Below are 25,620 nucleotides of genomic sequence, written 5' to 3'. Positions count from 1 at the left end.
TCTTCATGCATCCACCGCCTGTGTGCCACGTCGAGACAGACTGAATTGCACGATTGAGATAATGAAGACTAATAAAAAGAGAATTACCGAGATGGCCGCTCCACGTCCGTCATGAGGGTCTGTAGAGAAACCTTCCGAGAAAAGGTAGAGTCCCAACGTGTTGGCGGCATTGTCGGGTCCACCCACTGGACCAACCAGCAAAAAGGCTGGCTGGAACATCTTGAAGGCTTCAATAGTACTCAATAACATCACCACCAGTGTAATCGGAGTCAAGATCGGCCAGGTAATATGGCGGAAAACCTGCCAGCTACCAGCCCCATCGACCCGCGCAGCATCCCTGAGATCCGGTGGTATATTTCCCAATCCCGCCAGAAAGATAACCAGACTAAAACCAGACGACTTCCAGGTGGTGTAAAGGATAATACTAAAAAGAGTCCAATGTGGATCTCCCAGCCAATCGATGGCAGGCAGGTGTACCAGCCGCAACAAATTATCGAACAGGCCATGGTATTTATCGAACATCCAGTACCAGATCGCTGTTGTGGCGACCAGAGGCGTGATAAATGGTGTAAAAATCACCAGTCGCCAGAAAGCTTTAGCGCGAATACCAGACATCAAACACAGCGCCAGAAAAAGGGCCAGAAATAATTGCAAAGGCACTGAGATCACCACATATAATACGGTGGTCTGCAACGCATGCCAGAAAGTCGAGCTATGCAAAAGATAGTCGTAGTTGGCAAGCCCGATAAATGGTTGCACACCCTGGTTTAAAAAGCTCCACTTAAAGAGACTCATGTAAAAAACAAAGGCGGCAGGACCATAAGAAAATAACGCCAGCACAATAAAAGCTGGTAAGAGATATACATAGGCCTGCCCTGTTGAGGCCCAATGACGTAGGTGCCAGAACCACGAATGCTTGTTTTTCTGCGTTTTGAACTCCGGCACACTTACATTTTGCTTCAAAACTATTGCTCCATCCTATAAATGGTACGTCCCCAGTGTAGTCAGCTCAGGTTAAGGCGGTATGATTATACTGCAAATTTATTGTTAAATATAGATCATATCATTGCACACAAATTATGCAAGTCGAGCTGAATATACACACATATGGTTACATAAATGAATGTATGAGCTGCTGGATCATACTTCAATCTGCCAGGAGCGGTGACGTACTTCCAATGGAGTATAGCCGATCGTCTGGCGGATACGCCGCGAAAAGTGGAAGCGGGATTGAAAACCACAGCGTTCAGCGATCATACCAACCGAGAGCCCAGTCTGCTCCAGCAATTTGATTCCCATAGCGATACGCTGTTCCCAGACATAGGCCATCGGGGTGGTCTGTAATTGTAGCTGGAACAAACGGATCAAGTGGGCAGGACTGATAGAAACCGCCTCGGCGATCTGCGTCAGTGTCAGTGGCTCACTGATATGCTCGTAGATATACTGCAATGCCTGCTCAACCGCACTATGCGCAAGCCCGATATCCTGCGTGGCCAGTTGCTCGCCCTCACCAATATATCGCCAGCAGATCTGCATTCCCAGTCCCTTCAGGATCTCATTGGTGGTCGGAAACGTACTTTTCTTGAGCGCCAGCGCGTCATGCATATGTTGCTGCATGGCTGGCGATAATGGAAGCGGCCAGGCTACCTGCCGCAAACGTGCGATCAACTCAGGATCCAACTCGGTAAAATCCAGATGCACCCAGCTATGCACTGTCTCGCAATCCTCGGCAAAGACAAAATACTCATGATGGCCAGGATACAGCACAAAGGCACTATTCGCTGGAATTACATGCACCTGCTGATCAATCCGCAGCGTAATCTGGCCAGCATACACAAACACAAACTGCAGCCATGGCTGAATACGCGGACCCAATGTGCTACCAGGCGGATACACCACATCACCTACCGTCACCTCAAGCGGCCAGTATGACATTCCTTGTTCTCGTTGTTGCGCCATTACACACCTTCCTTCCAGACATATAATAGCAAAAGAGCTGAAAATGACCACCACTTCACAATCGCTTCAACCAACAATACAATACAAACTCTATCTACCATATCCTTCTGCCAGACCATGCAATATAGGCATAGACACCGAGAAGAGCGAAAGATAGCAGTCACCAGGCACCCCCATCCTGGCAAAAAAGTAAACGATTACTTCCACAGAAAATATAGATTAATTGTACATATGTGTATGGTTAAAAATCACAATCCTGCAATTTTCACACGACCCTACTTCTCCTCCTAAGGTATTCCTAGATCAGCCACGCAGGCCAGTTAACACTCATATTCTGTCTAGTTTACTACAAAGGATGCCTGGATATAGTAGAGCTGCCGATTATTGAATATAAGGCATCGCTCGGCTGCTCATTCTTTGCTTTGCCCGCTAGCAAACAATCATGTGTGATATGCTATTTTTATGGCGCAAAGTGAATGAACACTCTGCTTACTTGCTTTCTATATGACAGGAGCGAACGTCCGGGTGTTTGGTAATGCGTTCGTTGTTAGTAGAAGAAGAGGATTACGATGAAGTTTGGTATCTGCACATCTTTTAAGAACATTCCATTGCTCCGCGATAACGCCTATGACTATCTAGAAGAAAGCGTCCAGCGCTTTCTGCTGCCTGAGCATTCTCAGGAGGAGTTTGAGGAGCGGTTACATTCAGCACACCAGTTTTCTTTCCCCATCGAGGCAGCGAATTCGTTGCTACCATCTAATATGACACTCGTGGAATCGCCGAGCCAGAAAGTCGATCGAGCCCGCCTGGAAAAATATATGCGCACGGCTTTGCAGCGCGCGGAACAGGCTGGTATCCGTATCTTTGTCTTTGGCAGTGGGCCTGCACGGGCCTGTCCTGCTGATATAGATAAGGCTGCGGCGAGCCTCCAACTGGCAGATCATCTGGCGACCTGGAGTAGCTGGGCACGTCAACATGGTGTTCAGATTGTGCTTGAGCCACTACGCTATGAGGAGACAAACATCTTTAATACGGTGGCGGATGGCGGGGCAATGGTTTCAGGCATCGAGCAATCAGGCGCACGCCTGCTGTCCGACCTCTATCATATGGCTTGCAATGGCGAGGATGCGGATTCGCTCTTGCCCTATGCCTCACTGCTAACACATGTGCATGTAGCGGAAAAGCAGGAGCGGGCGGCGCCGGGCCGCTTTGGCGAGGATTTCCGACCTTACCTGGCGGCGCTCCATCAAATCAGTTATGACCAGCGTATCTCGATCGAGTGCAACTGGACTGATCTGGCAACTGAGGCGGGTCCTGCCCTGGCTACGTTGCGTACCCAGTGGACTGAGAGTAGTAAACAGGCTGTATAAAAAGATGAGAAGGGATTTTTGATCATGACAGATGGGCAGACCACGATGCAGCGTGCGGCTGCGCTTGAGCGTCTGGCTGCAGAGGATGCGGTTGGCTTTTTACGTCGACGCACAGGCAGGATGGCGGAACTGGGGAGCGAGAATGACTCATTAAAATTGGATTGGGTGGAGGGGGTCGCGCGTTTACTGGCGGATCCCACTGGCCTGGAGGCTGTGGAGGCCGAGGCACGAGCGCTCTGGGATCAAGGGATTCGCCATATCATCTGGGCCGGCATGGGGGGCTCGATTATTACGGTGCGTGTCCTCAAGGAATTTGGCTTCTGTAGCGCGAATCCGGCCACCGGCATCAGCATTTATCCACTGGATAGCACTGATCCGGCCGCTTTAAACACGATTGTGCGGCAGATTGCCGAGGCTAAAGGACTGACGCTGACCAATGGAACGGCGCTCTCTTCCTCACAGATCAAGACACTATTTCAGGATACGATGATGATTGGTGTGGCAATGGGCATGACCTCAGAAGAACCAATCACCCATCTGGCCTGGTTTACGCAATTATTGGAACAGGCAGGCCTCTCTCCGGCCGAACACCTGCTGGTAATGACGCTCCCCGATTCTTATCTGGATCGTTTTGCACGTGAGCAACATGCTCCAAGCCGACCGCTGCAGCTGGATGGTGGCAATGGTACGGGTGGACGCATGAGTGCGCCCGCGACGCGCGTCTTTCTGCTACCGGCGGCCCTTTACCTGATCCGCCACACAGATAGTCCTGGCCAGCTGCGCCATGTCCTGAGCCAGGCCTGGCAGTCTTACGACCTGGCTCAGGCTGAGAGCCAGCCAGCACAACATCCTTTTGTCCAGTTAGCGGCAGCTCTCTCAGCGGCCAGCAGCGGCGGAGCCTGTCGCCTGCTCTTTGACGCACCGGACCAGTGGGATACGCTGGTGATCTGGATTGAGCAGTTGATGGAGGAGAGTCTGGGCAAGGGCAATAAGGGCGTAGTTATTTTCCGTAATCAGGATCTGAATTCACAGGCACCTAATTTCAGTACCGAGGGCCTGCTGCGCGTTCACCTTGCCACAGATATGACGAATGAAGCTGCCCAGGGTCTGCCAACCTTCACGCTGTATCAACCCTATCTGGCGGCCAGTGCTCCAGTTGAGCGTCTGACGGCCATCGCCACCTCATTCCTGGGCTGGCAATTGACGATGGCGCTCTATGGCTATCTCCATGACATTACCTTCTCGGGCCAGCCAGCGGTTGAGAATTATAAAACTGGTGCCCGCAAGTTGCGCGAACTATCAGATCCTTTACAGGCACTCCAGGATTGGCCGGCGGTCTTTAAAGATGAGGGGTTGACGCTCTATGCGCCGGCAGAAGTTTCACCGCAGGAGAATATTGTGTCGGCGTTGACGAGTACGCTACGCCTGCGCCATCCAGCATATCTGGATTTCACGATCAATGGGGAGGCTCCGCAAGAACTCAAGGCGGCGGTGGCGCAACGCCTCTATCCACTGGCCAACGATCGCCTGGGTATCCCACTCAAGTTGCGCTCCGCTCCAGCTGATTATCATTCAACCGAGCAGAGCGAGATGGATGGTCCACCCGCTCTGGTCAGTCTGCGTATCCTGCTACGTGAGCACGAGCCGATCCTGGCTGGCACGTACACCGATACATTCCTGCGCGCCCAGGCGGTCAGTACCTGGCAAGCACTAATCGGGCAGGGCCGGGCTTGCTTCCTGCTCATCATCGATGGGACGCCCGCTCAGGCCAGCGAACGTCTGACTCGTTATCTGGATTCTTTATAAAAAAGCGAAAAAAACATACATCAAGGAGGTATATATAATGGAAAAACTACGCTTTGGCATCGTGGGTTGCGGCGTAATCGGACCTACCCATGCAGAGGCCATCAGGAGTCTGGATTCAGCTGAACTGGTGGCGGTAGCCGATATCGTACCAGAGAAGGCCCAGAAACTGGCCGACAAATTCCATGTCAAATCCTATAATAGTCTACAAGAGATGCTGGCAGCCGAGCAGCTGGATGTGGTTGATGTCTGCACTCCCAGTGGAATGCACGGTGAACATGCCTGCCAGATTATGCGCGCCGGCAGCAACGTGATTATTGAGAAGCCGATGGAGATCCGTCATGATCGCATCGAGGAGATCCTGCGTGTCCAGAAGGAGACAGGCAAGAAGCTAGCGGTCATCAGCCAGCATCGCTTCGATGAGGCCTCACTGCAGGTACATAAGCTCATCGAAGAGAAGCAGTTGGGACGCCTGGTGCTGGGTAACGCGGTCGTGCCCTGGTGGCGCTCACAGAAATACTATGATAGCGGTGCCTGGCGTGGTACCTGGGAACTGGATGGTGGTGGTATCCTGATGAATCAGTCGATCCACTCGATCGATATTCTGCAATGGCTCATGGGACCAGTTAAGAGCATCCATGCCTATACCGATACCCTGGTCCATACAATGGAGACCGAGGATGTGGCGGTAGCAGTCCTGCGCTTCGCCAATGGTGCCCTGGGCACGATCGCAGCAACCACAGGAGCTTATCCCGGCGTGACCACACGCATTGAGGTCTGCGGCGACAAAGGCTCGGCCGTCATCGAAGATGATCGCCTGGGCTATTTGCATCTGGCCAGCCAGGACGGCGAGGAGGTCGGACCTTATGGTGGTGGTGCCAAAAAATCAGAGGTCGTCAAACCTGAAAAGGCCGCCACGGCCAGTGATCCCGCCGCGCTACAGGCCAGCACCCACGCCGCCCAGATCGAGAATATGATCCAGGCGATTCAGCAAAACGGCACGCCACTGGTAGATGGCAACGCCGCCCGCCATCCCGTCGAAATTATCCTTGGCATCTATGAATCTGCCCGCACCGGGAAGGAGATAACACTTTTATGATTCGTCTTTCAGCATTCGCCGACGAAATCTCACCAGATCTGAATGAGCAGATTGCGGTCCTCAAAAGCGAGAATATCCACGCCATCGATCTGCGTGCAGTTGACCATATCAACGTGCTTGATCTCTCTGACCAGCAGGTTCAGAACATCAAGCGGACCCTTACGGAGGCTGGCATCGCCGTGGCCGCCATCGGATCTCCTATCGGGAAAGTGCCAATAGATAGCTCCTTCGAGGATCATCTGGTACGCTTCGACCGCTCGGTGGCTGTAGCCAAAGCCCTGGATACACGCTACATCCGCATCTTTTCGTTCTATCCACCTGCCCAGGCCGGGACCGGGGATAGCGATCCAGCCACGTATCGCGACCAGGTCATCAGCAATCTGCAAGAGATGACCCGTCGCGCCCGGGCCGCCGGTGTTCGGCTCATCCATGAAAACGAGAAAGCCATCTATGGCGACACCATCGCACGCAACGTAGACCTGCTCAAAACCATCAACGACGAGTACTTCCGCTCCGTCTTTGATCCCGCCAACTACCTGCAATGCGACCAGACACCCTATCCCGACGCCTACGAGGCCACCCTGCCCTGGCTTGAATACGTCCACGTCAAAGACGTACGTGCCGACGGTTCTATGGCCGTCGCCGGCGAAGGTGAATCCGACTGGCCCGCCATCTTGCAGCGCCTGCGCAGCGATGGCTACAACGGCTACATCGCCCTTGAACCCCATCTCGCTAACTCCGGCCAATATCAAGGCTTCAGCGGACCAGAGCTATTCCGCCGCGCCTCCCAGGCCCTCCAGACCATCCTCCGTAACATGGACTGGTCCTACGCCTGAATCCCCTGGGGGCAACGGCTCTGAGTCGCTGCCCCATCCTCTCTATCTTCCACGAACCCAAACCATTTAGCTTAATTGAATCCAATAGCGACACACCGGGGCAGGCCAGCGCTCGATCTGAATGATATTCTCCAGCACGCCTCCATTCGCTTCAATAATAGCCCTGGAACTAGCATTATCCTCATCGCAAGTCAAAAGCACACGCTCCAGGCCGCGAGCTTTCGCCTTCGCCAACCCATAGCTAAGGATCAGCTTTCCATAGCCTTGCTGCCTGGATGATGGGCGAATAACATAGCCAATATGCCCACCTTTTTGCAAAAGGTCCTCGTCTAAGGTATGGCGCAAAACAAGCATGCCAAGATAGGCATTTCCATCTATCAACCAGAACTCTGAAAAAGGGATGTGTCCGGGCTCAATCCTGGCAATATCTGCCTGATCACGTAGCCGCTGCACAAAACTGGCGAAATGGATAGCTAGCTCTTCCCGGGAAAGATGCTGCTGCCGACCCTCCGCTTGCAACTCTCCCAGAGCTTCAAGATAGCTATCTTTGTACTCTTCTAAAGGTAAGGTTAACGAAGCCATTCATGCATTACCTTTCCTGATAGATATTATGTAATCAGATAATTCGAGTGCTTTAGGTTTGCGAGGATTAAGTGTAACATAGATGCGACATGTATATTCATGGCGTCCTTATTTCACTAAAAAGCATCTTAATAGAGACATTGTCAAAGAAGAGAGCTCTCGCGTACCGTCATATAATCATAGAAACATGCAAAGGTTAAGGGAACATACCAGCGATGCAGCGCCGAAAACACATTCTCCATTTTGATGATATTAATCACAGTCATGAGGTCATGGGCTTTACTGGACGCACTGATCTGCCTGATTTTCATGTCTATACGCTTGAGGAGACCTATCCTTCGACACGGAAGGTGATGCCACCCTACACGTTCCGTTTTTACTGTCTGATGCTCCTTGAGGAGAACTCACATGATGCGGTAATCGATCTGAATACCAATCATCTAAACGGACCAGCTAACGCCATGTTTTTTCAGCCACCCGGACATGTGTCCGCCTGGATACGCGGCGAGGAGCAGCGAGGCTTTCTGCTCTATTTCCAACCTGAATTCCTGAGTCATCATCACATCCCACTGATGGAAGAGTTCCCGTTCTTTCGTCCAACTGAGATCAATATGCTGCCACTTACCAACGAGGAAAAAGTGGCACTCCGCGATCATTTTGTACGCCTGGAGCGTACCTTCAAGAACCAGCACCACCCCTATCGTGTAGCGATGTTACAAGCACTGCTCCTGGCGCTCCTGTTCGATTGTAAAGGTCTATACGAAGGCTATCAGGAACGTCAAAAATATTTATCTATTCCTGCTTCACTTGCAACACAATTTCTACAAGCGCTTGAGCAACACTATCTCACGCTACGTACGGTTCAGGCCTATGCGGATCTTTTACATGTGACACCAAACCATCTCAGTCAGGCAGTCTCCAAAGAAATTGGGCGCAAGGCATATGCTTTGATTACGGATCGTGTCCTACTAGAAGCAAAGAAACTGCTGTACTATACTGATCTCAATGTTGGCGAGGTGGCGAATTACCTTGGTTTTGAAGAGCCAACGCACTTCACTCGGCTCTTCAAGCGCCAGTTTGCACTCACTCCACTGGAGTATCGTCAGCAAGCCTTCAAAAAACAGGTGTAGTCTCTATCATCGTAGAAATTGGTCATTTTTACCTGCCTGTAGGTTTTCTTTTCAGCGCTCAAACAATATATACTTTCCTGAGTGTAGGCAGAACACATTCAGAAATATACTTATCAATAACCTGCATGAGTAAGAAGAGAAGGAGAGATTGATGGACGCTAAGAAACGCACGAATTCACGGGTTGTACTGGTAACTGGTTCCAGCCATGGTATTGGCTTCGAGGTATGTCGCCAACTGGCAAAAGCTGGCATGACGGTGATTCTGACCGCACGTGACCAGGAGAAAGCTACCAGTGCCGCTCGGCAGCTGATCGTGGAGGGACTAGATGTCCACGCCCATGCGCTTGATGTGACCCAGGACGAGAGTATCCACGCGCTCGCGACTGTACTGGAACAGGAGTTTGGAGGGCTAGATGTACTCATTAATAATGCCGCTGCCTATGTCGATTGGTCGGAGAAGGCTACCACGGCTGATCTACAGGCCGCGCATACGATTCTTGAAACAAATCTCTTCGGAGCCTGGCGTACCACACAAATCTTGTTACCGCTTCTCCACCAGAGCCAGCATGCCCGCATCGTCAATGTATCCAGCGGAGCAGGCTCTCATGGCGACCAACAATTTGGCTTGACCACCAATCGAGGATCGGTTGCAAGCTATGGTATATCTAAGGCTGCACTCAACGCGCTCACCTCGAAGTTTGCCGCGGAACTTGAAGGCACAGGTATCCTCGTCAATGCCGTCTGCCCCGGCCTGACCGCAACGGCGCCCGGTATGGAAGCAATGGGTGCTGGTCCAGTTGAGAAAGGTGCCTCTAGCGTCCTATGGGCCGCAACCCTGCCCGACAATGGACCAACTGGTGGCTTTTTTCGCTATGGAGAACCTTTGTCCTGGTAACAATGGAGTATGAATTATGACTGACTCTACTGCGGGCCAACGCGAGCAATATTATGCTCAGGACCGCCATCAATGGCGCCGCTGGCTCGAAGAACATCATGCTACATCACCTGGCATATGGCTCATCGCTTACAAACAACAAACGGCCCGGCCTTCTGTCTCCTACTCCGATGCGGTTGAGGAGGCGCTCTGCTTTGGCTGGGTTGATAGCCGCCCAAATGTTCTGGATGAGGAGCGCTACATACGGCTCTTCTCACCCAGAAATCCCAAAAGTTCGTGGTCCCGCCTGAATAAACAACGCGTTGAAAAGCTCATCGCACAAGGCTTAATGGCTGCAGCCGGCTTTAAAGCTATCGAGGAAGCAAAACGCAATGGCGCATGGAACAGCTATGACGCCATTGAAGATCTGACACTTCCAGCCGATCTGGATAACGCCTTGCGTGCCAATCCAACGGCGCATCAGTACTTTCACGCCTTCAGTCCTTCAGTCAAAAAAAGCATTTTATGGTGGATTGAAAGCGCGAAACGCACCGAGACAAGGAAGAAGCGTATCGAAGAAACGACACGCCTGGCAGCAATGAATATAAAAGCTAATCAGTATCGCCAATAACACTAAAAATGGACTTTTCTAAGAATAACAATCGTTCTATTTCACAAAGCCTGGACCCGGTTGACCCCAGACCATGCTACTGACAATCGAGAGCGTCAGGAATCCATCCTGTGTATAAGGGCCAATGATCTCCCTGACGCCCTCATCAAAGCGGTCTGCGGCCACGTCACCCATGCGCTCACGCGATAAGCCGTTGCGAGAATGATAGGATTTGAGATAAGCCTCAATATCTTGAATATAAGAAACTGGCGCAGAGACAAAACTTCCCTGGGCTTCAAAGAGCTCTCGCCGCTCCAGTTCGTCAATCAAATTGTAGCGCTTGAATTCTTTGTTGGTCGAGAACTCGTTGATAAGGGCAAATAATTCTGTGTCCCATGGATTTTTCTCAAAACCGCGACCGGCAATGACCAGATAACCATTCGGCGTGAGCAGGCGTTCAAATAGCGGGCAGACGATATCCCATTCCATCCAATGCAGGCTCTCGCCAGCTGTAATTAAGGCATATGCTGGCTGTAATGCTATCTCTTCGACGCGTCCATACAGCCAGCGCAGACCAGGATGATCGCCATTTGGTAGCGACCGGCCCTTCTCAAGCATGGCCGGCGAAAAATCTACCGCATCCACGCGCTCAACTCCGTGCACCAGACGCCGTGCCAGATCACCCGTTCCACAACCAACGTCAAGGACAACACGTGGCTCATCAATGACAAGATTGATCAGTGTCTCAATCAACGTATCCGCATAGGGAGCGCGATGGTGATATACATCCACAATACTGCGATCCTGAAACTGCTCCGCATATTTCAATCCAAGGTGACTCGGTTTCGGCTCCATAGCAAGCTTACTCCTTTTCCTTAACAACAATCTTATTTCTCATAATCTACGCACATTACTCACAATAAGTTTCTTTATATCTCAAACAGAACCAGGATAGTATATTGGAAGGATCAGCACTAGATGTGGTAGACACGCAATCTATGCTGATCCTTCAGGGCAATTGCAGCTGCCCCTCAATTCTCCTCACTTCTCGACAAGCAAACAGGTATCAGTCACCCAGAAGTGCTAACAGTCCGTCGGCCAGGGTTCCACGATTAGAAACAGGATGGTGATAGCCGTTAAACTCATAATAGTGAACTTGATAGCCTTTCAGCCTGAGCACATCCCGAAAATGTCGATTGCAACCAACCATGTAGATCCAGCCAGAATCTTCCTTCAAGCCTACCTCTAGATAGAAATGCAAGGACAGAGTCGGACTGGCGATAAATTGCTGGATCAGCCACTCTTGCTGAATATCTTCATCTGGCTCTTTGTCCCACCAGAACGAGCCGGACTGTGAGAGCACATTGCCAAAAAATTCAGGCGCATGCAAGCCGACAAAAGCAGCAGCCAGGCCACCATAACTATTTCCACCGACAATCGTGCGGGCAGGATCATTGGTGACGTGATAGTGCTCATGCAGCCAGGGCATGAGTTCCTGGCGCAAAAAATCTATCAGTGGTGGATGGCAGGTAAGCTCACGATTGCGGGTCGCTTGATCGGGACTATCGATCAGGACAGCGACCATTGGTGGAATCTTGCCAGCATAGGTCAGATTATCCAATATCGTTGGAGTAGGAATCAGGTCGATGTAGCTCCATCCATCAAACAAAACCAATAGCCGATATGGCTCGCCACTCTCAACATAACCATCGGGAGTATAGACCCAGACGCGCCGCTGATTGTTGAGGATGCGGCTACTCAGACGATGCAAATTAAGCTGGCCCGTAGGTACCTCGGGCCGAGGCACAATCCAGGACTGAACCGGGGCGGCCGGAAGTTCCAGAATGGAAAAGATAACCTCTTTATCATTCGGTATTTCTTCATCCTTGTGGGCCACAAACTGGCGCGGATTCAAGGGATCTGGAATGAAACGCGTACCAATTTCATGGTTATCAATCTCTGCATCTACAGAATCGTTAGTTGAAAGGGTATAGACGCCCCGTAAATCAGCTTGGACGCGGTATGTTCTATACCAGAGATCTGTCTCTAATAAACGTGCCATGCGGTTATCCGCGGGATATTCCAGCCCTGCTGGTCCTCCCCAGATCACCACGTTATGTGTCTCTTGCCTGGCATGCCAGAGAAAGGTTACCAGATAATATCCCTCTTCGAGCTCTTCCATCAAGGGCGCACCATGTGCCTCGATCTCTTGCCAGAATGTGTCCAGCGCAGTGTTATCGCCTGCAATCAATGCCTCTTCCAATGCCACAATACGGGGACTGCGTAACGCCTTTTGACTACTCATACCAAAGACCTTTCCTGGAGAAGCATGCTTCAGGAACAAAGACAAACCAACGGGTAGCATTCATCGCTGCTACTCCTGGCTTCTAGCTTCTCCGTGATTAGCAATTATCTTTGCTCAATACATCAATCAATATCTCGGAAAGTGGTGAAAACGCCAGAAATATACAGCAAGCGAGCAGCGTATACGTTCTAGTGCAGTATGGCAGACAACTTCGAGGGCACAGGTCGAGGAAGAAAACGAGCGTAGAAGAAACAACTGACCCATAGACTGAAGCCGCTAACACTCTACCATCGTGTGCTGGACAAAGCAAAGAGACCATCACCACAATGGTAACGGCATATGCCTGCTCGTCAGTCACATTTCCTGGCGCGTGTTAGCGATAATCGGGCATATATCTCTCCATAACTAAAATTTATCTTTGCAATCTCTTGTCATCATACCTTAAAAATACAAATCAGTCAATTGCTTCTAAAAGCACTTCACCTATATTATCGCATAACAAGATGACAAAAATGGCGCACAAGCTTCATGTTGTAGTCATACAACCTGACTACGCAGCTCGCTCCTTGAGCAGAATATACTTGACAAAATACCCACCACTTGATAAAGTCTTTTTCTAGAAAGATCAGTCACTGCCATCTAAAGAAAGTATATATATTGCAAATTGTTGGAGCTATACTGAACGCAACCACATTTCCCGTATAAGCGATCACGCCATGCTTATGCGGGAGATGTCAGGCTATCAATCCACAACTCACCTATCATAGTATTAAGATAGGTTATATTTCATTGCCTCCTTCCTCTCTCTTCATCTCCACGGCGTGTATCGCCGGGCATCTCACGTTCAAGAGATAGTCGTGCGATGGAGATTGTACTGTACGTTTCCTCCACTTTTTCACTACCTCATTCAATTCATACAAGGATGCCCGCCCCTTTCTCTATAACTACAATCTCTCTTTGAAAGTGAAGGTTTCAAAATGACATTACATTCTCAATCAGAAGCAGAGAAATGGCGCTTACATCTGGCCCGCATGGCGGTGAATATATACTTTTTTGTCAATGGCGTGTTGACTGCAACCTTTTCAACGCGCTTACCCACATTACAAATGAAGTTAGCTTTACCCCCAGGTCAACTAGGACTCGCATTATTAGGATGTACCATTGGTGGATTGTTGGCAATAAGTATAGCGGGGCATGTGTCTTCACGTTTTGGTAGCAAGGTGATTACAATTATTGCTGCACTTGCAATGTGTGTCTCGCTTTCACTGATCACACTCGCTCCAACACTACCACTCTTTCTCCTGGCACTGATCTTCTTTGGAGTCGCTAGTGGTGCCATGGATGTGACCATGAATTTCCAGGGAACTGATGTTGAGCAAGCATATGGCCGCAGCATCATGAATTCGTTCCACGCTTACTTCAGCGTAGGAAGTTTAACCGGCGCGTCGCTTGGCAGTCTTCTAGCCGCTTTTGATGTACAACCAGAGACGCATTTTTTCGCTATCGCTATCGCAGGTGGGGCTGCTCTTGTATGGAGCACACGCTTCCTTCTCGCTTCACAACAGAAACAAGTTGCGGACAAGCAACCTGTCCTGAAAGCGCTCTCTGCTCAAATTTCTCCCACATTAATATTATTGGGGATCATTGCCTTCTGCTCTTTACTTAGCGTAGGAGCTTTATTTGATTGGAGTGCAGTGTATATTTCGAGCAATTTACATACAGGGACTGGGCTAGCAGCAGCAGGCTTTACGACGTTTTTAGCCTGTATGGCTCTTGGTCGCAGCGTTGGTGATAGGATGGCAGAGCGCTTTGGCGCCCCCAGACTTGTGCGTATTGCCTGCGCCCTGGCAGCAAGTGGGCTTACGCTAGCCCTGGCTTTTCCCTGGGCGCCGGCTGTGTTTTTTGGACTGGGTCTGGTAGGTATTGGCCTCTCTATTCCATTTCCTCTCGTTTTAAGTGCGGCTGCGCATCATGCCGGACCTGATAAAGACGTCGCGCTGGCGACGGTTACCACATGGGGATATGCGGGCATGATTGTTGGTCCACCGATGATTGGTTTTCTCGCCGAGCAAGCGGGAATGCGTCTCGCGTTGGTACCAGTTGTGCTCCTCTGCCTTATTGCCGCACTTTGTGCTCCTGCAACGCATAAAACTGCGCTACAAACAAAATATTAAGGGTAATTCGTGCCATATTGTTCAGACTATGGGGTATAATCTGAGGAGATGGCAATCTCCCATTTGGAGGGATCGCCATGAGAGTGATCCCTCTATACCACTTTTCTCGCAGCACAAACAGTACACCTTAGAAGCGATTATATCTGTATGCTTCGGCGATTCTCCAGGGTGTCGCCTCTCTTGAAGGAGAGCATTTCTATGTCACAGATGCAAGAGCCAGAACGACAATCTTATAAAGAATGGTCCTCGGAATCAGTCGGATACGGTGCCTATCAAGGTAAAGAACAGGCCGAGTGGCCACAATCTCAATATGACAGCCAGCAAAAACTACGACCCGATAACGATGCGACGCTCAGTACAACTAACTATGTTATGGCTATTCTGAGTGTAGTAGCCTCTTCGCTGATCATGGCACTCTCAATTGCTCTTGTCGCATTAACCGCGAATGTATTCGGGAGAACAGTCGGATCTGGCATGACCGCCGGGTTACCCGAGGGCGTCTTTGGCTTGATTATCGCCAGTTTCGTCGTCGCGCTGGTATTGCTCGTCTTCTCAATTGCTGGTTACGTTTTCTCTGTCGTTCAGATCTCAATTATACAAAAAAAGCTAAGGAAAAAAAACTAAAGAGGAAATCCGCCGTTCTATGAAAGCAAGCAAGTGTGATGCCCAATGTATCGAACATCACACTCACAATATAGCTTTAGACTTCGGCGTCGATACCGAGGTTGGCACGGACATTAGTTTCACTAAAGGCTTCAATGGCAGCTTCGTCACGTGTGACCAGGGAGACGATGATGGCGACGGCGAAACTGAGGGGAATGGCTACCAGCCCGGGATTTTCCAGCGGGAAGAGGGCTTTAGCCTGGATCAGGTGCGCAGCCGTGGCGGCGGTTCCCGGCGGGTCAACTGCCATGATGGCCGGACTGACGATGATCAAAATCACGGATGCGATGAGTCCCGTCAGCATACTTGCAATCATACCAGCGGTATTGAAGCGCCGCCAGAAGATCGAGAGCACGATCGATGGAACGTTAGCACTGGCTGCTACGGCAAAGGCAAGTCCGACCAGAAAGGCTACATTGCTATAACGCAGGGCAATCGCCAGGATGATTGCGATCACACCAATAACGCCTGCGGTAATCTTGGCGACCAGCACCTGCTCACGCTCATCCTCACGTCCACGTTTGACGACATTGAGCCAGATGTCATGGGCAAAGGCCGATGAGCCAGCAATAGTCAGTCCGGCCACAACCGCCAGAATCGTTGCAAAGGCGACGGCAGCAATAAAGGCCAGGAAGATGGTTCCGCCGACAGCCTCGGCCAGCAGTGGTGCAGCCAGATTCTGATTGGCGATATGTGCTTTACCAACCAGGGTAGCAGCCCCAAAGCCCAGGAAGGTGGTCAGGATATAGAAGACACCAATGATCGCGGTAGCCCAGACCACTGAGGAGCGGGCCGCGCGGGCCGTTGGCACCGTGTAGAAGCGCATCAGAATATGCGGCAGTCCGGCAGTCCCCAGTACCAGCGCCAGCCCAAGCGAGATCAGGTCTAACTGTCCATAGGTGCCATGATAGCGCAGGCCCGGTGTCAGATAGCTCTGAGAAACCAGGGTACCAGTGCTACACGCGCCATCTTTAAGCGTCCCGCCTCCGGTACAGTATTTGCCGACCACGCCATGAATGGCGTCAAAGAAGTTTCCTAGCGAGAACCCATAATGGCTCATCACCAGGATCGAGAGGATCAGGGTACCACCCATCAGCAGGACCGCTTTGATGATCTGCACCCAGGTGGTCGCGAGCATGCCACCAAAAATGACATAAAAGATCATCAGCAAGCCAACAATGATAATAGCCAGATTATAGTCCAGACTTGGCACCAGTAAGCTCACCAGTGAACCGGCCCCGACCATCTGTGCAATCATATAGATCAGCGTGACAATCAAGGTAGAGATCGCAGCCACGGTCCGCACTGAGCGCTGACGCAACCTGAAAGAAAGCACATCAGCCATGGTAAAACGACCGATATTGCGCAATGGTTCGGCTACTAGAAAGAGCACAGTCAGGTAGGCGACAAGAAAGCCGACCGAGTACATAAAGCCATCATAACCAAAGAAGGCAATCAGTCCAGCAATACCCAGGAATGAGGCGGCCGACATATAATCGCCTGCCACGGCCAGACCATTCTGGGCAGCGCTAATCTTACGGCCAGCGGCGTAGAAGTCCTTGGTAGTACGTGTACGACGTGAGGCCCAGAGGGTGATTCCCAGCGTAATCAAGACGATCACGCCAAACATCAGTAGCGTTTGCAGCTCTTTTGTACTCATCCTTTATTCTCCCCCCGTACACGCGCAACGATGCGCTCTACCAGCCGATCAAACGCACCGGCACGCCAGACATAAATCCCCATTAAGATCCAGGTCATGAAAAATTGCGAGAGCGCAAACAGATAAGCCACATTGATATTGCCAAACACGCTGGCATTGGCGATATCCGGAAAATATCCAACGATAATCAGGAAAACAAAATAGTAGAGCAGGAAAAAAATGGTCGCAGGGATAATCAGATTGCGCTTGGCACGCACGAGTTCGCGGAACTCACCATCGCGCTCGATGGCCTGCCAGTCACGGAGAGTAGTTTGCTGATCTTCAACAACTCCAGCGTTGCGAACCGGACCAGACTTCCCCTCATCTTGAGGAGAGATGGCATCAGCCATAGCAGTTGACCTCCAGTGAGTAGAAACAGACGCACTAAAAAAGAAAAGAACCAGAGGCGCGAGGAAAAAGCGTATCTACATACAAATTGCTACAACGCAGCAAAAATAATGTGACACAATAAATAAGTTACCATATCCCCTTACAGAAAACAAGGCCTGTTATAGCTTTCAAGCCAGATAACGCCCACCTGGAAACCTAGAAGCAGATTTAAACAGGCCGCAACATTCTAAAGACTCAAGATGTTCTAGTAGCTTCCCGCCTGGCCTTTTTATTTGTAACTATGTTGCTACATACAATCACAGCCACCAGCACAATAAATGGAATCACATTGAACTTATCCGCAATATCTTTCGCCAGCATGTAACGGGTCACAAGAAGATAATGGGTCACATAATAGCATAAACAGAGGAGGCTGGCGATAAAATAGGCGCTCGATACATGCAGATACCAGGGACGCCAGGATCTTCGCTGCTCGTGTGCTTGATCCTGACTATTCATAATCGCCGCCACACTCCAGCACAACCAGCCAAAGCTAAAGCCTAACATCAAAAAGTCATAGGGTACAGACCTCGTCAAGGTATCTACCACTAAGATAGTCACGCATGCCAACCACACCAACAACCCGCTCACGGCCACAGCCACGCGCAGCCAGTTGCGCCCCTTCTCCTTATGTGGCTCGGGCAGATCTTCCCCCTCAGCCCGCAAACGTTCCCGCTGCGCTTTCCTCTCCTCTTCCTCTCTCTGCACCTCTTTCAGTGCATCGACACCAGCCTTATTCATAGCCTGAGTATAGTGATAGCCAGCCGGTGCAATGCCAAGCACAAACACCACGAAGATAATAATAATAAGCGTTAGTTCAACCGTATCTGAAACCTTATGAGGATTAAGCACAGCATACAGCAATAAGAAAGGTACCACCACACATGCGATTCCTGCGACAATGCCAGCCTGCTTATAAAATATCGGCTTCCGCCCTTCTCGGCGCGCCTGCCGCAAATCAGCAATGCCCCCATAAAGCAAGACCAATCCAAATGCCACAAAAAACGTGCTGCTAATAATATTAATAACATAATCCGGTAAAGCAAGAGGAATATTAAAAAATCCAGCAAATAAATATAAGAAAATCCCTATAAAGATCACAACAATTATCAAGCGTAAAGGTGCAGGTAATTTATTCACAGTTTCCCAAAAATAATTCATCAACAAGGTCCTCCATGCCATATGTATTGTGTTATTGCCATAATACGCCTGACCCGCATCAGGACTATATTTCAAAGTGCACACCACAGCATAAATTTACGCTGTGGTACCTGCTACTTTTTCTTTTCGCTTCGTTAATACACTGTTACTCACAAAGATAGCGACAAAAAGTACAAATGGAATGATATTGAGTTTATCTGCTGTATCTTTCGCCAGCATATATTGAGCAACGAGGAGATAGTGCGCCGCGAAATAAGCCAGAAAGAGCACGCCAGTGAGCATATAGATTACCGATGCGTGCACATACCAGGGTCCCCAGGACCGTTGCTCTTTACGCGCCTTCTCCCGGCTAATCATAATTAAAAACAGGCTCCAGCCAAACCAGGCTCCGCTCATAGCAAGCATAAAAATTTCATAGGGTAAAGTCTTTGTAATCATATTAACAATCATACCTATCATCCCACCAAAAAACAGCACCACTATCAACAGGAGCAATGCTAATAGCACGCGACCACGCGCCTTATTCACCTCGGGCTCGGGAACAGCTTTCCCCTCGGCTTGTAAACTTTCGCGCTCAAGCTTCTGTTGCTCCTGTTCCTGCTGCACTTTTTCCAGAGCCTCTTTGCCCGCTCGATTCGTATCCTGAACTTGATGATAAAAAGCTGGCGCAAGGCCAACAATGATAACAGCGGCACAGGCGATAGTCACAATCCAACCAACTGTTTCTGGAATACCAGATGGAGCCCAAAAATCATATACCAGCAAGCAGGCCGCCACGATACATGCAATTCCCGCGTACAAGGCCGCACGCTTATAAAATGCCGGCTTGCGCTTTTCCTCACGCGCCTGCCTCATCTCAACAACCCCACCATAGATAAAAGCAATGCCCATACTAAGCATCACACCAGCAATAGCAATCATCATTACATACATCTGACCTGGAAAAGAGACATTAAACCAGCTCAGCAAAATACAGGCAGTAAAGACAAGATAAAATGTGGTGTATAAGACCCAAACAGGCCTGGGAAGCAGCTTCAATGCTTCCCCAAGATAATCCATAAAAAGACCTCCATGCCATAGCGTAATATATTCAATACTATATTCATTTATTAGTACGCACCATAAGCTCTACATGACTCATATCAACTATTATTATCTATTTAAATCCATATACGGTTTTATCGCTGACACATCTTACATGATTCACCCCTAAATGTTTTTATTCCCAAAAAATACATTTATAAATTAGAGTCATTTTCACACCTTTAATACCCCAATATTTTTAACCCCAACATTTTTTATATGTGGTATGAAATCGTGTGCATTGCACACGATTTCATACCACATATAAAAAATGTTGGGCGCTTTAGCGCCCGCTTGTGGCTAGTCAAATGTTCATTCAATAATACTATTCAGGAATACTCACATCGGGCACTAGCCCAAAAAAACAGGCCGCCTACTCTATGAGTAGACGGCCTGGTAAACATCCGTTGGAATTCTGCAGCTTTTAGCGAATCGAGGTTTCGCGGTGGCGATTGATTCTTTCGAGTCGGATATTATTCTGGTAAGTATCACAGACCAGATCACAAATCTCCTGAGGATCATCGGAGACGCGCAGCAGGTCCAGATCTTTCGCGGAGATATTTCCTTCGTCTAGCATGGTACTGCGGATCCAGTCCAGCAGCCCCCCCCAATAGGCAGATCCATAGAGGATAATGGGGAAGTTGCTCACTTTTTGGGTCTGGATGAGCGTCAGGGCTTCAAACAGTTCATCCATAGTACCAAAACCACCAGGAAAGATAATGAAGGCATTCGAATATTTGACGAACAGCGTTTTGCGCACAAAGAAGTAGCGGAAGTCCAGCGAGACATCCAGGTAAGGATTCGATTCCTGCTCAAAGGGAAGCTCAATATTACATCCAATTGAGAGATTGCCTCCCTCCTGGGCACCCTTGTTCGCGGCTTCCATGATCCCTGGTCCACCGCCGGTAATGATGCCAAAACCTGCCTGTGCCAGTAAACGCGCAGTCTCGGTGGCCGCGGCATAACTCGGATCGTCGAGTTTCGTGCGCGCAGAACCAAAAATGGCGATCGATGGAGGAATATGCGCCAGCACATCAAATCCATTGACGAACTCGCTCATAATACGGAACACCCGCCAGGGATCAGTCATGGTGTAATCAAAGTTCAGCGCACGCTCAAAGGCATGATCTTCTTCCTGCCTGAGTTCATCGGGTATAGGCTCATTGGGACTGACCAGGGGCTGCGTCGGACGACTTAAGAGCCGCTCATCATCAGTCACCGCTCCCTTGTTGCGCAAGGCATTATAACGATCAGTCGCTGTCTTATCTCGATGATTACTAGATCCATTCAAATTATTAGTGTTCCTACGTCTCATAATAAGCACTTTCTTATCTACTTATAGAAAGTGAGTATTCCTCACTATAACAAATCCAGTATAGCACGTAATAATGCCTACAACCATCTAGTTTGTTAAAAGATGGTAAATGTTTTGTAAACAATGGCGTCCGATAGATCAATGCATGGTGAAGTCAAAGGAGAAAAAAGCCGGCCTGTCCGTGACCATTGGGGGTTCTCTTCTTCATGCTAATCCAGATACTCCAGGCTCAAAAAAGCTTTTTATACACTGCATCTATACTACGCTTCATCCAGAACGAGTGTTGCACATCCATTTCTTTATTCGTCTAAATCTACTTCTAGCAGCAGAGCCACCAACCCGACCAATACTGGATCCGGCCAGTACTCCCCACTCGATATATACAATCTTATTTGTTTGTATGCTATACTCGAGTTGAAAGTAAAACATGACGTATTTCTTTACAAAATGAAAGTATATATATGAGCACCCATAAAGCTTTATTACAGGATCTTCTGCAACAAGAAGAAGAAATCCAGTTCTCGCATTTTTCTAATGAGCTGGCACTGGAAGTAGGATTAGCCCTATTAAAAGATGCGAAAACGCTCAGCAAACCAGTGGCCATCGATATTACACGTAACGGTCTACAACTCTTCCATTTTGCGATGGAAGGAACGGCAATCGATAATGGCGAGTGGATTCGCCGTAAGAATAATGTCGTTAATCGCTTTAGCCATAGCTCATTTTATATTGGTACTTCACTCAAAAATGCCGAAAAAACGCTTGAGGAGAAGTATCTCATCTCTTCACAGGAATATGCTGCCCACGGTGGGGCATTTCCGCTAATCATTCGTGGCATCGGGCCCGTGGGGACCGTGACCGTCTCAGGCCTTCCTCAACAGGAAGATCATGAACTGGTAGTTCGTGTCCTGCGCCAGTTTGTGGAGCGTGAGAAACAAGCATAGTTCCTGCTCAAATCCTATCAATACCGGCACCAGAAAAAGTGACGAACTGGCTCTGGTGTCGCTTTTTCTATATCGGCAGCATTAACAACAAACAGTAAAAGGGGAAGAAAACCACATCCCTACAACATAAACTCAACGGTGATACGTGGTAGACGGAGCTGTGCCTGAGTATGCGCCCACAAACGAATGGCCTGGGCCACAATCTCATTGTCACGAGGAGACTGTAATCCTTCACGCTGCGAAATTCGCCGCGTAATCAGTTGGATGCGCCAGACCCCATTCATACGTTTCAAAGTCGTAGGGGTCGCGACCCGCAATAAAGCAGATAAACGGGGCGATTGGCGATTAATAATCAACAAGATATCTGGCCAATGTTCAGTTACAATGGAAACGAATTGCTCAGAGAACTCGTCGTAATGTACACGTTCTTGTTTTTGCTCCACAGAGGCCTCCTCGTTTCTCATAAAAAACCTGACGTTTACACAGTATAACACATCAAAAAGTAGAAAGTAAGTAGGTCTATATGCGTACATTTCTCAACAATATAGCGCCCAAAATATAGTCCTCGTCAACAAATTTTTTTTCTACATACTGTGCAATGTCAGCAATCCACTTATCCTTCAAATCTTAGTAAGATTCTATCTCTACTATCTCCCAATACAACCGCATATAGGGCTATTTAATTAACGCCATCTGCAAATTTTATCCCTCACACCTCGCGCTTACAGCGCTCGCTTCTTGTTGAGGAGGAACATGGTGAGGAGTCCGCGGACGCCTCACCATGTTCCTCCTCAACAAGGGTGGATATGTGGAAACTTGCAGATGGCGTTAATTAGCCTCTTTCTTTGGCCCCTGCGGCGCCAGATTGAAATGAGTGGGGTGTTGCCAGTCGTACGGCCATGGCCGTACGACTGGCAACACCCCACTCATCAATAGGGGGAGGTTAAGTGTTTGATGATCATGGTCTACCCGAAAATGAATTAGCCAGGAACCGTATAAAGAATGTCATGCATTTTTTGCAGCAATATGCGCACCATGTGAAAGCCAGGCAACGTAGTTACGACCCTCAGCGGTCGTTTGCCACCCGCCGCAGCGTGGTGGCCCGGTATCCAGCCTGTTCGGCTCCCCCACCGTGATCACCTCGACCAGAGAGGGAGCCCCTGCGATATTGCCAGGTGGTTCCACACGGTACGCTCAGGGGAAGGCTCCTTTTTGGCAAAAAATACATGGCACGCCAGGTTCTCGGTTTACATTTATAATGAGCTCGGGTACTATAGTAGAATATTTTGATCGGGCTGTTGACGCTAAAAAAGTTAGCGCAATTTTTATGATGGGGGTATCTCACAATGCTTGCTTCTTATACTTCGGCTCCTGAACTGACGGCGGCTTACGTGGAACAGGTGTGGCAGACATTGCCAGCTTCTATACGACCAACATTATTATTGCCGGTTCCTCGCCTTTCGGAGGCACTGGACTGTGAGCTGACCATCGCCAGCGAGACGCTACAATATACGGGGAGCTTTAAGTTTAGGGCGGCCTATAATCTCCTGGCAAGCATTCCTCAGACACAGATTGTGACGGCGTCCTCGGGCAATTTTGGACAGGCCGTAGCGTATGCGAGCCGGCTACTGGGCAAGTCGTGCACGGTAGTGATGCCATCCACATCAGCACAGGTAAAAATTGCAGCAGTAAAGTCCTTCGGAGGAACGGTAGATCTGATCGATGTCCGAGAGGTGAGCCGAGCGGCACGCGTGGCGCAGCTGCTAGAGGAGTCAAAAGATGCGTTCTGGGCGCAGGCTTATGATGATTATCGTGTGGTGGCGGGCAACTCCACGCTGGGCCATGAGATTCTCACGGCGGACAACTTCGATTCGCTGGTGGTGCCTATCGGTGGGGGTGGCTTGAGTTCAGGGGTGGTACTCGCCAGAGACTATATGAATTCAAATACGGAGATCATTGGAGCTGAACCGTTGCCGGGCAATGATGCTGCTCGCTCGTTGCGCAGTGGTGCACTAGTGAAGAATGATCAGGAGCCCGCGACGGTGGCCGATGGCGCGCGCACCATCAGTCTGGGCCAGGTGAACTGGGAGATCTTACATGCAGGGCTGGCAGATATTATTGAGGTGCCAGACGAGCAGACGTTGGAGGCGCTACGCCAGTTTTTCCTGTATTGCAACTTAAAGGTCGAGCCAACCGGTGCGCTGGCGCTGGGAGCTATCCTGACTCAGCCAGAGCGCTTTAAGGGCAAGCGCGTCTGCTGTATTGTTAGCGGCGGCAATGTTGATCCAGTTGTCTACGCCCAGGCTCTCACGGCCACCCATTAAACGCATCTGGCAGGGACGCCTGGCTGCAAACGTCCCTGCCATAGTCTAGCTAGCTCCTTTAAGGTTGAGAATGGGGATCTCGCGTCGGATCTCGAAGCGCAGGCATTGGTGGGCCTGACGAATGGCGGCTTCGACCTCAGCCGGGGTACCTCCACGGGCAAAGATAAAGCCAAGGTAGCTGGCCCCTTCTGGCAATGGTACAAGCTGGTTGTTAAGTTTGGCTGTGATCTCGACCCCGGTAATCAAAGGAACGGCCTCCGCAGCCTCGATACCATGGACGCCTTTGAGGATGCCAGCGCCAGGAATGGGAATCATCATGACGCCTGCGGCCTGCTGCTCTCGTTCCAGCATCTCGACTTTTTCTCCGACCGCGTGCCGTAGGATCAGTTCTTCAAGACACATGCCAGAACCGAATTCCAGAATGGTTGAACATAAGCCACCGATTGAGCGGCCTGCGATCTCCAGCATCCAGGGACCCTGCTCGTTGACGCGCAGCTCGGCGTGCACAGGGCCGGTACGCAATCCCAGCGCGGCCGAGGCAGTGGCGACACATTCCGCAATCGCTTGCTGAGTCTGCTCTGGCAGGCGTGAGGGCGTGACGTAAATAGTTTCTTCAAAGAATGGACCATCCAGTGGATCTGGCTTATCAAATAAGGTGAGAACCTTGAGCTTGCCGGCCGTCAATAGCCCTTCTAACGCCACCTCAACACCTGGAATAAAGTCCTCAACCAATATAGTCGTATCGTGCTCGGAGGCGCCTTCGCTGATCAGCAAACGCTTCAAGCGCTCAAAAGCGACGCGAAACTCCGCTGGATTATCCGCTCGGATCACCCCACGACTACCAGAAAGACGACGTGGCTTGACGACACAGGGATAGCTGATCTGGGTGGCGATCCAGTCTGGCTCATCGTGAAGCCAGAAGCTACGGAAAATGGGACATGGGGCACCACCGGCGGACATCAGCTGGCGCATCATCAATTTGTCCCGCGCCGCTTCACTGGCCTGTGGCGAATTATTGACCAGTCCCAGTGCCAGGTTAGCATAGGCAGCCAGCTCAGTCGCGCTATCATCCACCGACAAAATCGCCACAAACGGCTGCTCACGCGCATACGCGACAATCGCCTCAACCGAAGCCGCCACCTGCGCAAAATCCAATCCCAGCGGTACATGCCAGTAGTCGGCCAGTTGCTCCGGCAAATCTAATCCTACCACCGCCTCCAAACCTAAAGAGCGGGCCGCCTGCACAAAAGCGCTCGCCCGATACGTAGCTGGAGACATTAATAAAAGAATTCTTTTTCC

24 protein-coding genes are annotated in these 25,620 nt (G+C 50.0%); 12 read left to right on the top strand and 12 right to left on the bottom strand.

Features of this window, described 5'->3' with window-relative positions:
* Window positions 1-3 precede the first annotated feature (3 nt).
* Window positions 4-963: a carbohydrate ABC transporter permease gene (locus tag EL633_RS34515; RefSeq protein ID WP_126631745.1), complete on the bottom strand. Its 960-nt coding sequence runs from the start codon at window positions 961-963 to the stop codon at window positions 4-6.
* A gap of 177 nt (window positions 964-1,140) precedes the next feature.
* On the bottom strand, window positions 1,141-1,959 hold the full coding sequence (locus tag EL633_RS34510; protein ID WP_126631744.1) for an AraC family transcriptional regulator: 819 nt from the start codon (window positions 1,957-1,959) through the stop codon (window positions 1,141-1,143).
* Between the two features lie 569 nt (window positions 1,960-2,528).
* Here EL633_RS34510 and EL633_RS34505 point away from each other — a divergent pair.
* From EL633_RS34505 to EL633_RS34490, 4 genes are read left to right on the top strand one after another with little or no spacing between them, the layout of a single operon-like run.
* Window positions 2,529-3,329: a sugar phosphate isomerase/epimerase family protein gene (locus EL633_RS34505; RefSeq protein WP_126631743.1), complete on the top strand. Its 801-nt coding sequence runs from the start codon at window positions 2,529-2,531 to the stop codon at window positions 3,327-3,329.
* 24 nt (window positions 3,330-3,353) lie between these two features.
* Window positions 3,354-5,135 carry a hypothetical protein gene (locus EL633_RS34500; RefSeq protein WP_126631742.1) on the top strand — a complete coding sequence of 594 codons (1,782 nt, stop codon included), beginning with the start codon at window positions 3,354-3,356 and terminating at the stop codon, window positions 5,133-5,135.
* Between the two features lie 37 nt (window positions 5,136-5,172).
* Window positions 5,173-6,231 carry a Gfo/Idh/MocA family protein gene (locus EL633_RS34495; protein WP_126631741.1) on the top strand — a complete coding sequence of 353 codons (1,059 nt, stop codon included), beginning with the start codon at window positions 5,173-5,175 and terminating at the stop codon, window positions 6,229-6,231.
* On the top strand, window positions 6,228-7,067 hold the full coding sequence (locus EL633_RS34490) for a sugar phosphate isomerase/epimerase family protein (protein ID WP_126631740.1): 840 nt from the start codon (window positions 6,228-6,230) through the stop codon (window positions 7,065-7,067). The genes EL633_RS34495 and EL633_RS34490 overlap by 4 nt, the downstream gene beginning before the upstream one ends.
* Before the next feature lie 66 nt (window positions 7,068-7,133).
* On the opposite strand, the gene EL633_RS34485 is transcribed toward EL633_RS34490, so the two are convergent.
* The gene (locus EL633_RS34485) at window positions 7,134-7,649 is read right to left on the bottom strand and encodes a GNAT family N-acetyltransferase (protein ID WP_126631739.1); all 516 of its coding nucleotides are present in this window, start codon (window positions 7,647-7,649) and stop codon (window positions 7,134-7,136) included.
* A gap of 215 nt (window positions 7,650-7,864) precedes the next feature.
* Between EL633_RS34485 and EL633_RS34480 the strand changes: the two genes are divergently transcribed.
* The 3 genes from EL633_RS34480 to EL633_RS34470 all read left to right on the top strand — a co-directional run bounded on the left by EL633_RS34480 (window position 7,865) and on the right by EL633_RS34470 (window position 10,284).
* Entirely contained in the window at window positions 7,865-8,779 is a 915-nt protein-coding gene (locus EL633_RS34480) for a helix-turn-helix domain-containing protein (RefSeq protein WP_126631738.1), read from the top strand.
* Between the two features lie 151 nt (window positions 8,780-8,930).
* Window positions 8,931-9,674, top strand: coding sequence for an SDR family NAD(P)-dependent oxidoreductase (locus tag EL633_RS34475; protein WP_126631737.1), 744 nt, complete (start codon window positions 8,931-8,933; stop codon window positions 9,672-9,674).
* Between the two features lie 16 nt (window positions 9,675-9,690).
* Entirely contained in the window at window positions 9,691-10,284 is a 594-nt protein-coding gene (locus EL633_RS34470; protein ID WP_126631736.1) for a YdeI/OmpD-associated family protein, read from the top strand.
* Between the two features lie 36 nt (window positions 10,285-10,320).
* On the opposite strand, the gene EL633_RS34465 is transcribed toward EL633_RS34470, so the two are convergent.
* Both EL633_RS34465 and fes read right to left on the bottom strand, forming a co-directional pair.
* The gene (locus EL633_RS34465; protein ID WP_126631735.1) at window positions 10,321-11,118 is read right to left on the bottom strand and encodes a class I SAM-dependent methyltransferase; all 798 of its coding nucleotides are present in this window, start codon (window positions 11,116-11,118) and stop codon (window positions 10,321-10,323) included.
* Window positions 11,119-11,329: 211 nt separating this feature from the next.
* Window positions 11,330-12,568, bottom strand: coding sequence for an enterochelin esterase (fes, locus tag EL633_RS34460; RefSeq protein ID WP_126631734.1), 1,239 nt, complete (start codon window positions 12,566-12,568; stop codon window positions 11,330-11,332).
* 977 nt (window positions 12,569-13,545) lie between these two features.
* Here fes and EL633_RS34455 point away from each other — a divergent pair.
* Complete coding sequence (locus EL633_RS34455) at window positions 13,546-14,742, top strand: MFS transporter (protein ID WP_126631733.1); 1,197 nt, start codon at window positions 13,546-13,548, stop codon at window positions 14,740-14,742.
* A gap of 198 nt (window positions 14,743-14,940) precedes the next feature.
* Window positions 14,941-15,366 carry a hypothetical protein gene (locus EL633_RS34450; protein ID WP_126631732.1) on the top strand — a complete coding sequence of 142 codons (426 nt, stop codon included), beginning with the start codon at window positions 14,941-14,943 and terminating at the stop codon, window positions 15,364-15,366.
* Between the two features lie 76 nt (window positions 15,367-15,442).
* Here the strand turns inward: EL633_RS34450 and EL633_RS34445 are convergent, their stop codons facing one another.
* The 5 genes from EL633_RS34445 to EL633_RS34420 all read right to left on the bottom strand — a co-directional run bounded on the left by EL633_RS34445 (window position 15,443) and on the right by EL633_RS34420 (window position 21,053).
* On the bottom strand, window positions 15,443-17,065 hold the full coding sequence (locus EL633_RS34445) for a solute symporter family protein (RefSeq protein WP_126631731.1): 1,623 nt from the start codon (window positions 17,063-17,065) through the stop codon (window positions 15,443-15,445).
* Window positions 17,062-17,454 carry a DUF485 domain-containing protein gene (locus EL633_RS34440; protein WP_126631730.1) on the bottom strand — a complete coding sequence of 131 codons (393 nt, stop codon included), beginning with the start codon at window positions 17,452-17,454 and terminating at the stop codon, window positions 17,062-17,064. Before EL633_RS34440 ends, EL633_RS34445 begins: the two co-directional genes overlap by 4 nt.
* Before the next feature lie 235 nt (window positions 17,455-17,689).
* Entirely contained in the window at window positions 17,690-18,655 is a 966-nt protein-coding gene (locus EL633_RS37165; protein WP_161982690.1) for a hypothetical protein, read from the bottom strand.
* A 96-nt stretch (window positions 18,656-18,751) separates the two neighbouring features.
* The gene (locus EL633_RS34425) at window positions 18,752-19,714 is read right to left on the bottom strand and encodes a hypothetical protein (protein WP_126631727.1); all 963 of its coding nucleotides are present in this window, start codon (window positions 19,712-19,714) and stop codon (window positions 18,752-18,754) included.
* A 448-nt stretch (window positions 19,715-20,162) separates the two neighbouring features.
* Complete coding sequence (locus EL633_RS34420; RefSeq protein ID WP_126631726.1) at window positions 20,163-21,053, bottom strand: LOG family protein; 891 nt, start codon at window positions 21,051-21,053, stop codon at window positions 20,163-20,165.
* A gap of 461 nt (window positions 21,054-21,514) precedes the next feature.
* On the opposite strand from EL633_RS34420, the gene EL633_RS34415 reads away from it, so the two are divergent.
* The gene (locus tag EL633_RS34415) at window positions 21,515-21,997 is read left to right on the top strand and encodes a heme-degrading domain-containing protein (RefSeq protein WP_126631725.1); all 483 of its coding nucleotides are present in this window, start codon (window positions 21,515-21,517) and stop codon (window positions 21,995-21,997) included.
* A gap of 119 nt (window positions 21,998-22,116) precedes the next feature.
* On the opposite strand, the gene EL633_RS34410 is transcribed toward EL633_RS34415, so the two are convergent.
* The gene (locus EL633_RS34410; RefSeq protein ID WP_126631724.1) at window positions 22,117-22,440 is read right to left on the bottom strand and encodes a hypothetical protein; all 324 of its coding nucleotides are present in this window, start codon (window positions 22,438-22,440) and stop codon (window positions 22,117-22,119) included.
* 504 nt (window positions 22,441-22,944) lie between these two features.
* Here EL633_RS34410 and EL633_RS34405 point away from each other — a divergent pair.
* Both EL633_RS34405 and EL633_RS34400 read left to right on the top strand, forming a co-directional pair.
* Window positions 22,945-23,133, top strand: coding sequence for a hypothetical protein (locus EL633_RS34405; protein WP_126631723.1), 189 nt, complete (start codon window positions 22,945-22,947; stop codon window positions 23,131-23,133).
* Between the two features lie 210 nt (window positions 23,134-23,343).
* On the top strand, window positions 23,344-24,321 hold the full coding sequence (locus tag EL633_RS34400) for a threonine ammonia-lyase (protein ID WP_126631722.1): 978 nt from the start codon (window positions 23,344-23,346) through the stop codon (window positions 24,319-24,321).
* 45 nt (window positions 24,322-24,366) lie between these two features.
* On the opposite strand, the gene EL633_RS34395 is transcribed toward EL633_RS34400, so the two are convergent.
* On the bottom strand, window positions 24,367-25,599 hold the full coding sequence (locus EL633_RS34395; protein WP_246039320.1) for an ATP-grasp domain-containing protein: 1,233 nt from the start codon (window positions 25,597-25,599) through the stop codon (window positions 24,367-24,369).
* Between the last annotated feature and the right edge of the window lie 21 nt (window positions 25,600-25,620).

Origin of the sequence: Dictyobacter alpinus (assembly GCF_003967575.1) — a bacterium.
GTDB lineage: Bacteria > Chloroflexota > Ktedonobacteria > Ktedonobacterales > Ktedonobacteraceae > Dictyobacter > Dictyobacter alpinus.
This window is presented reverse-complemented; position numbering and strand designations above follow the sequence as displayed.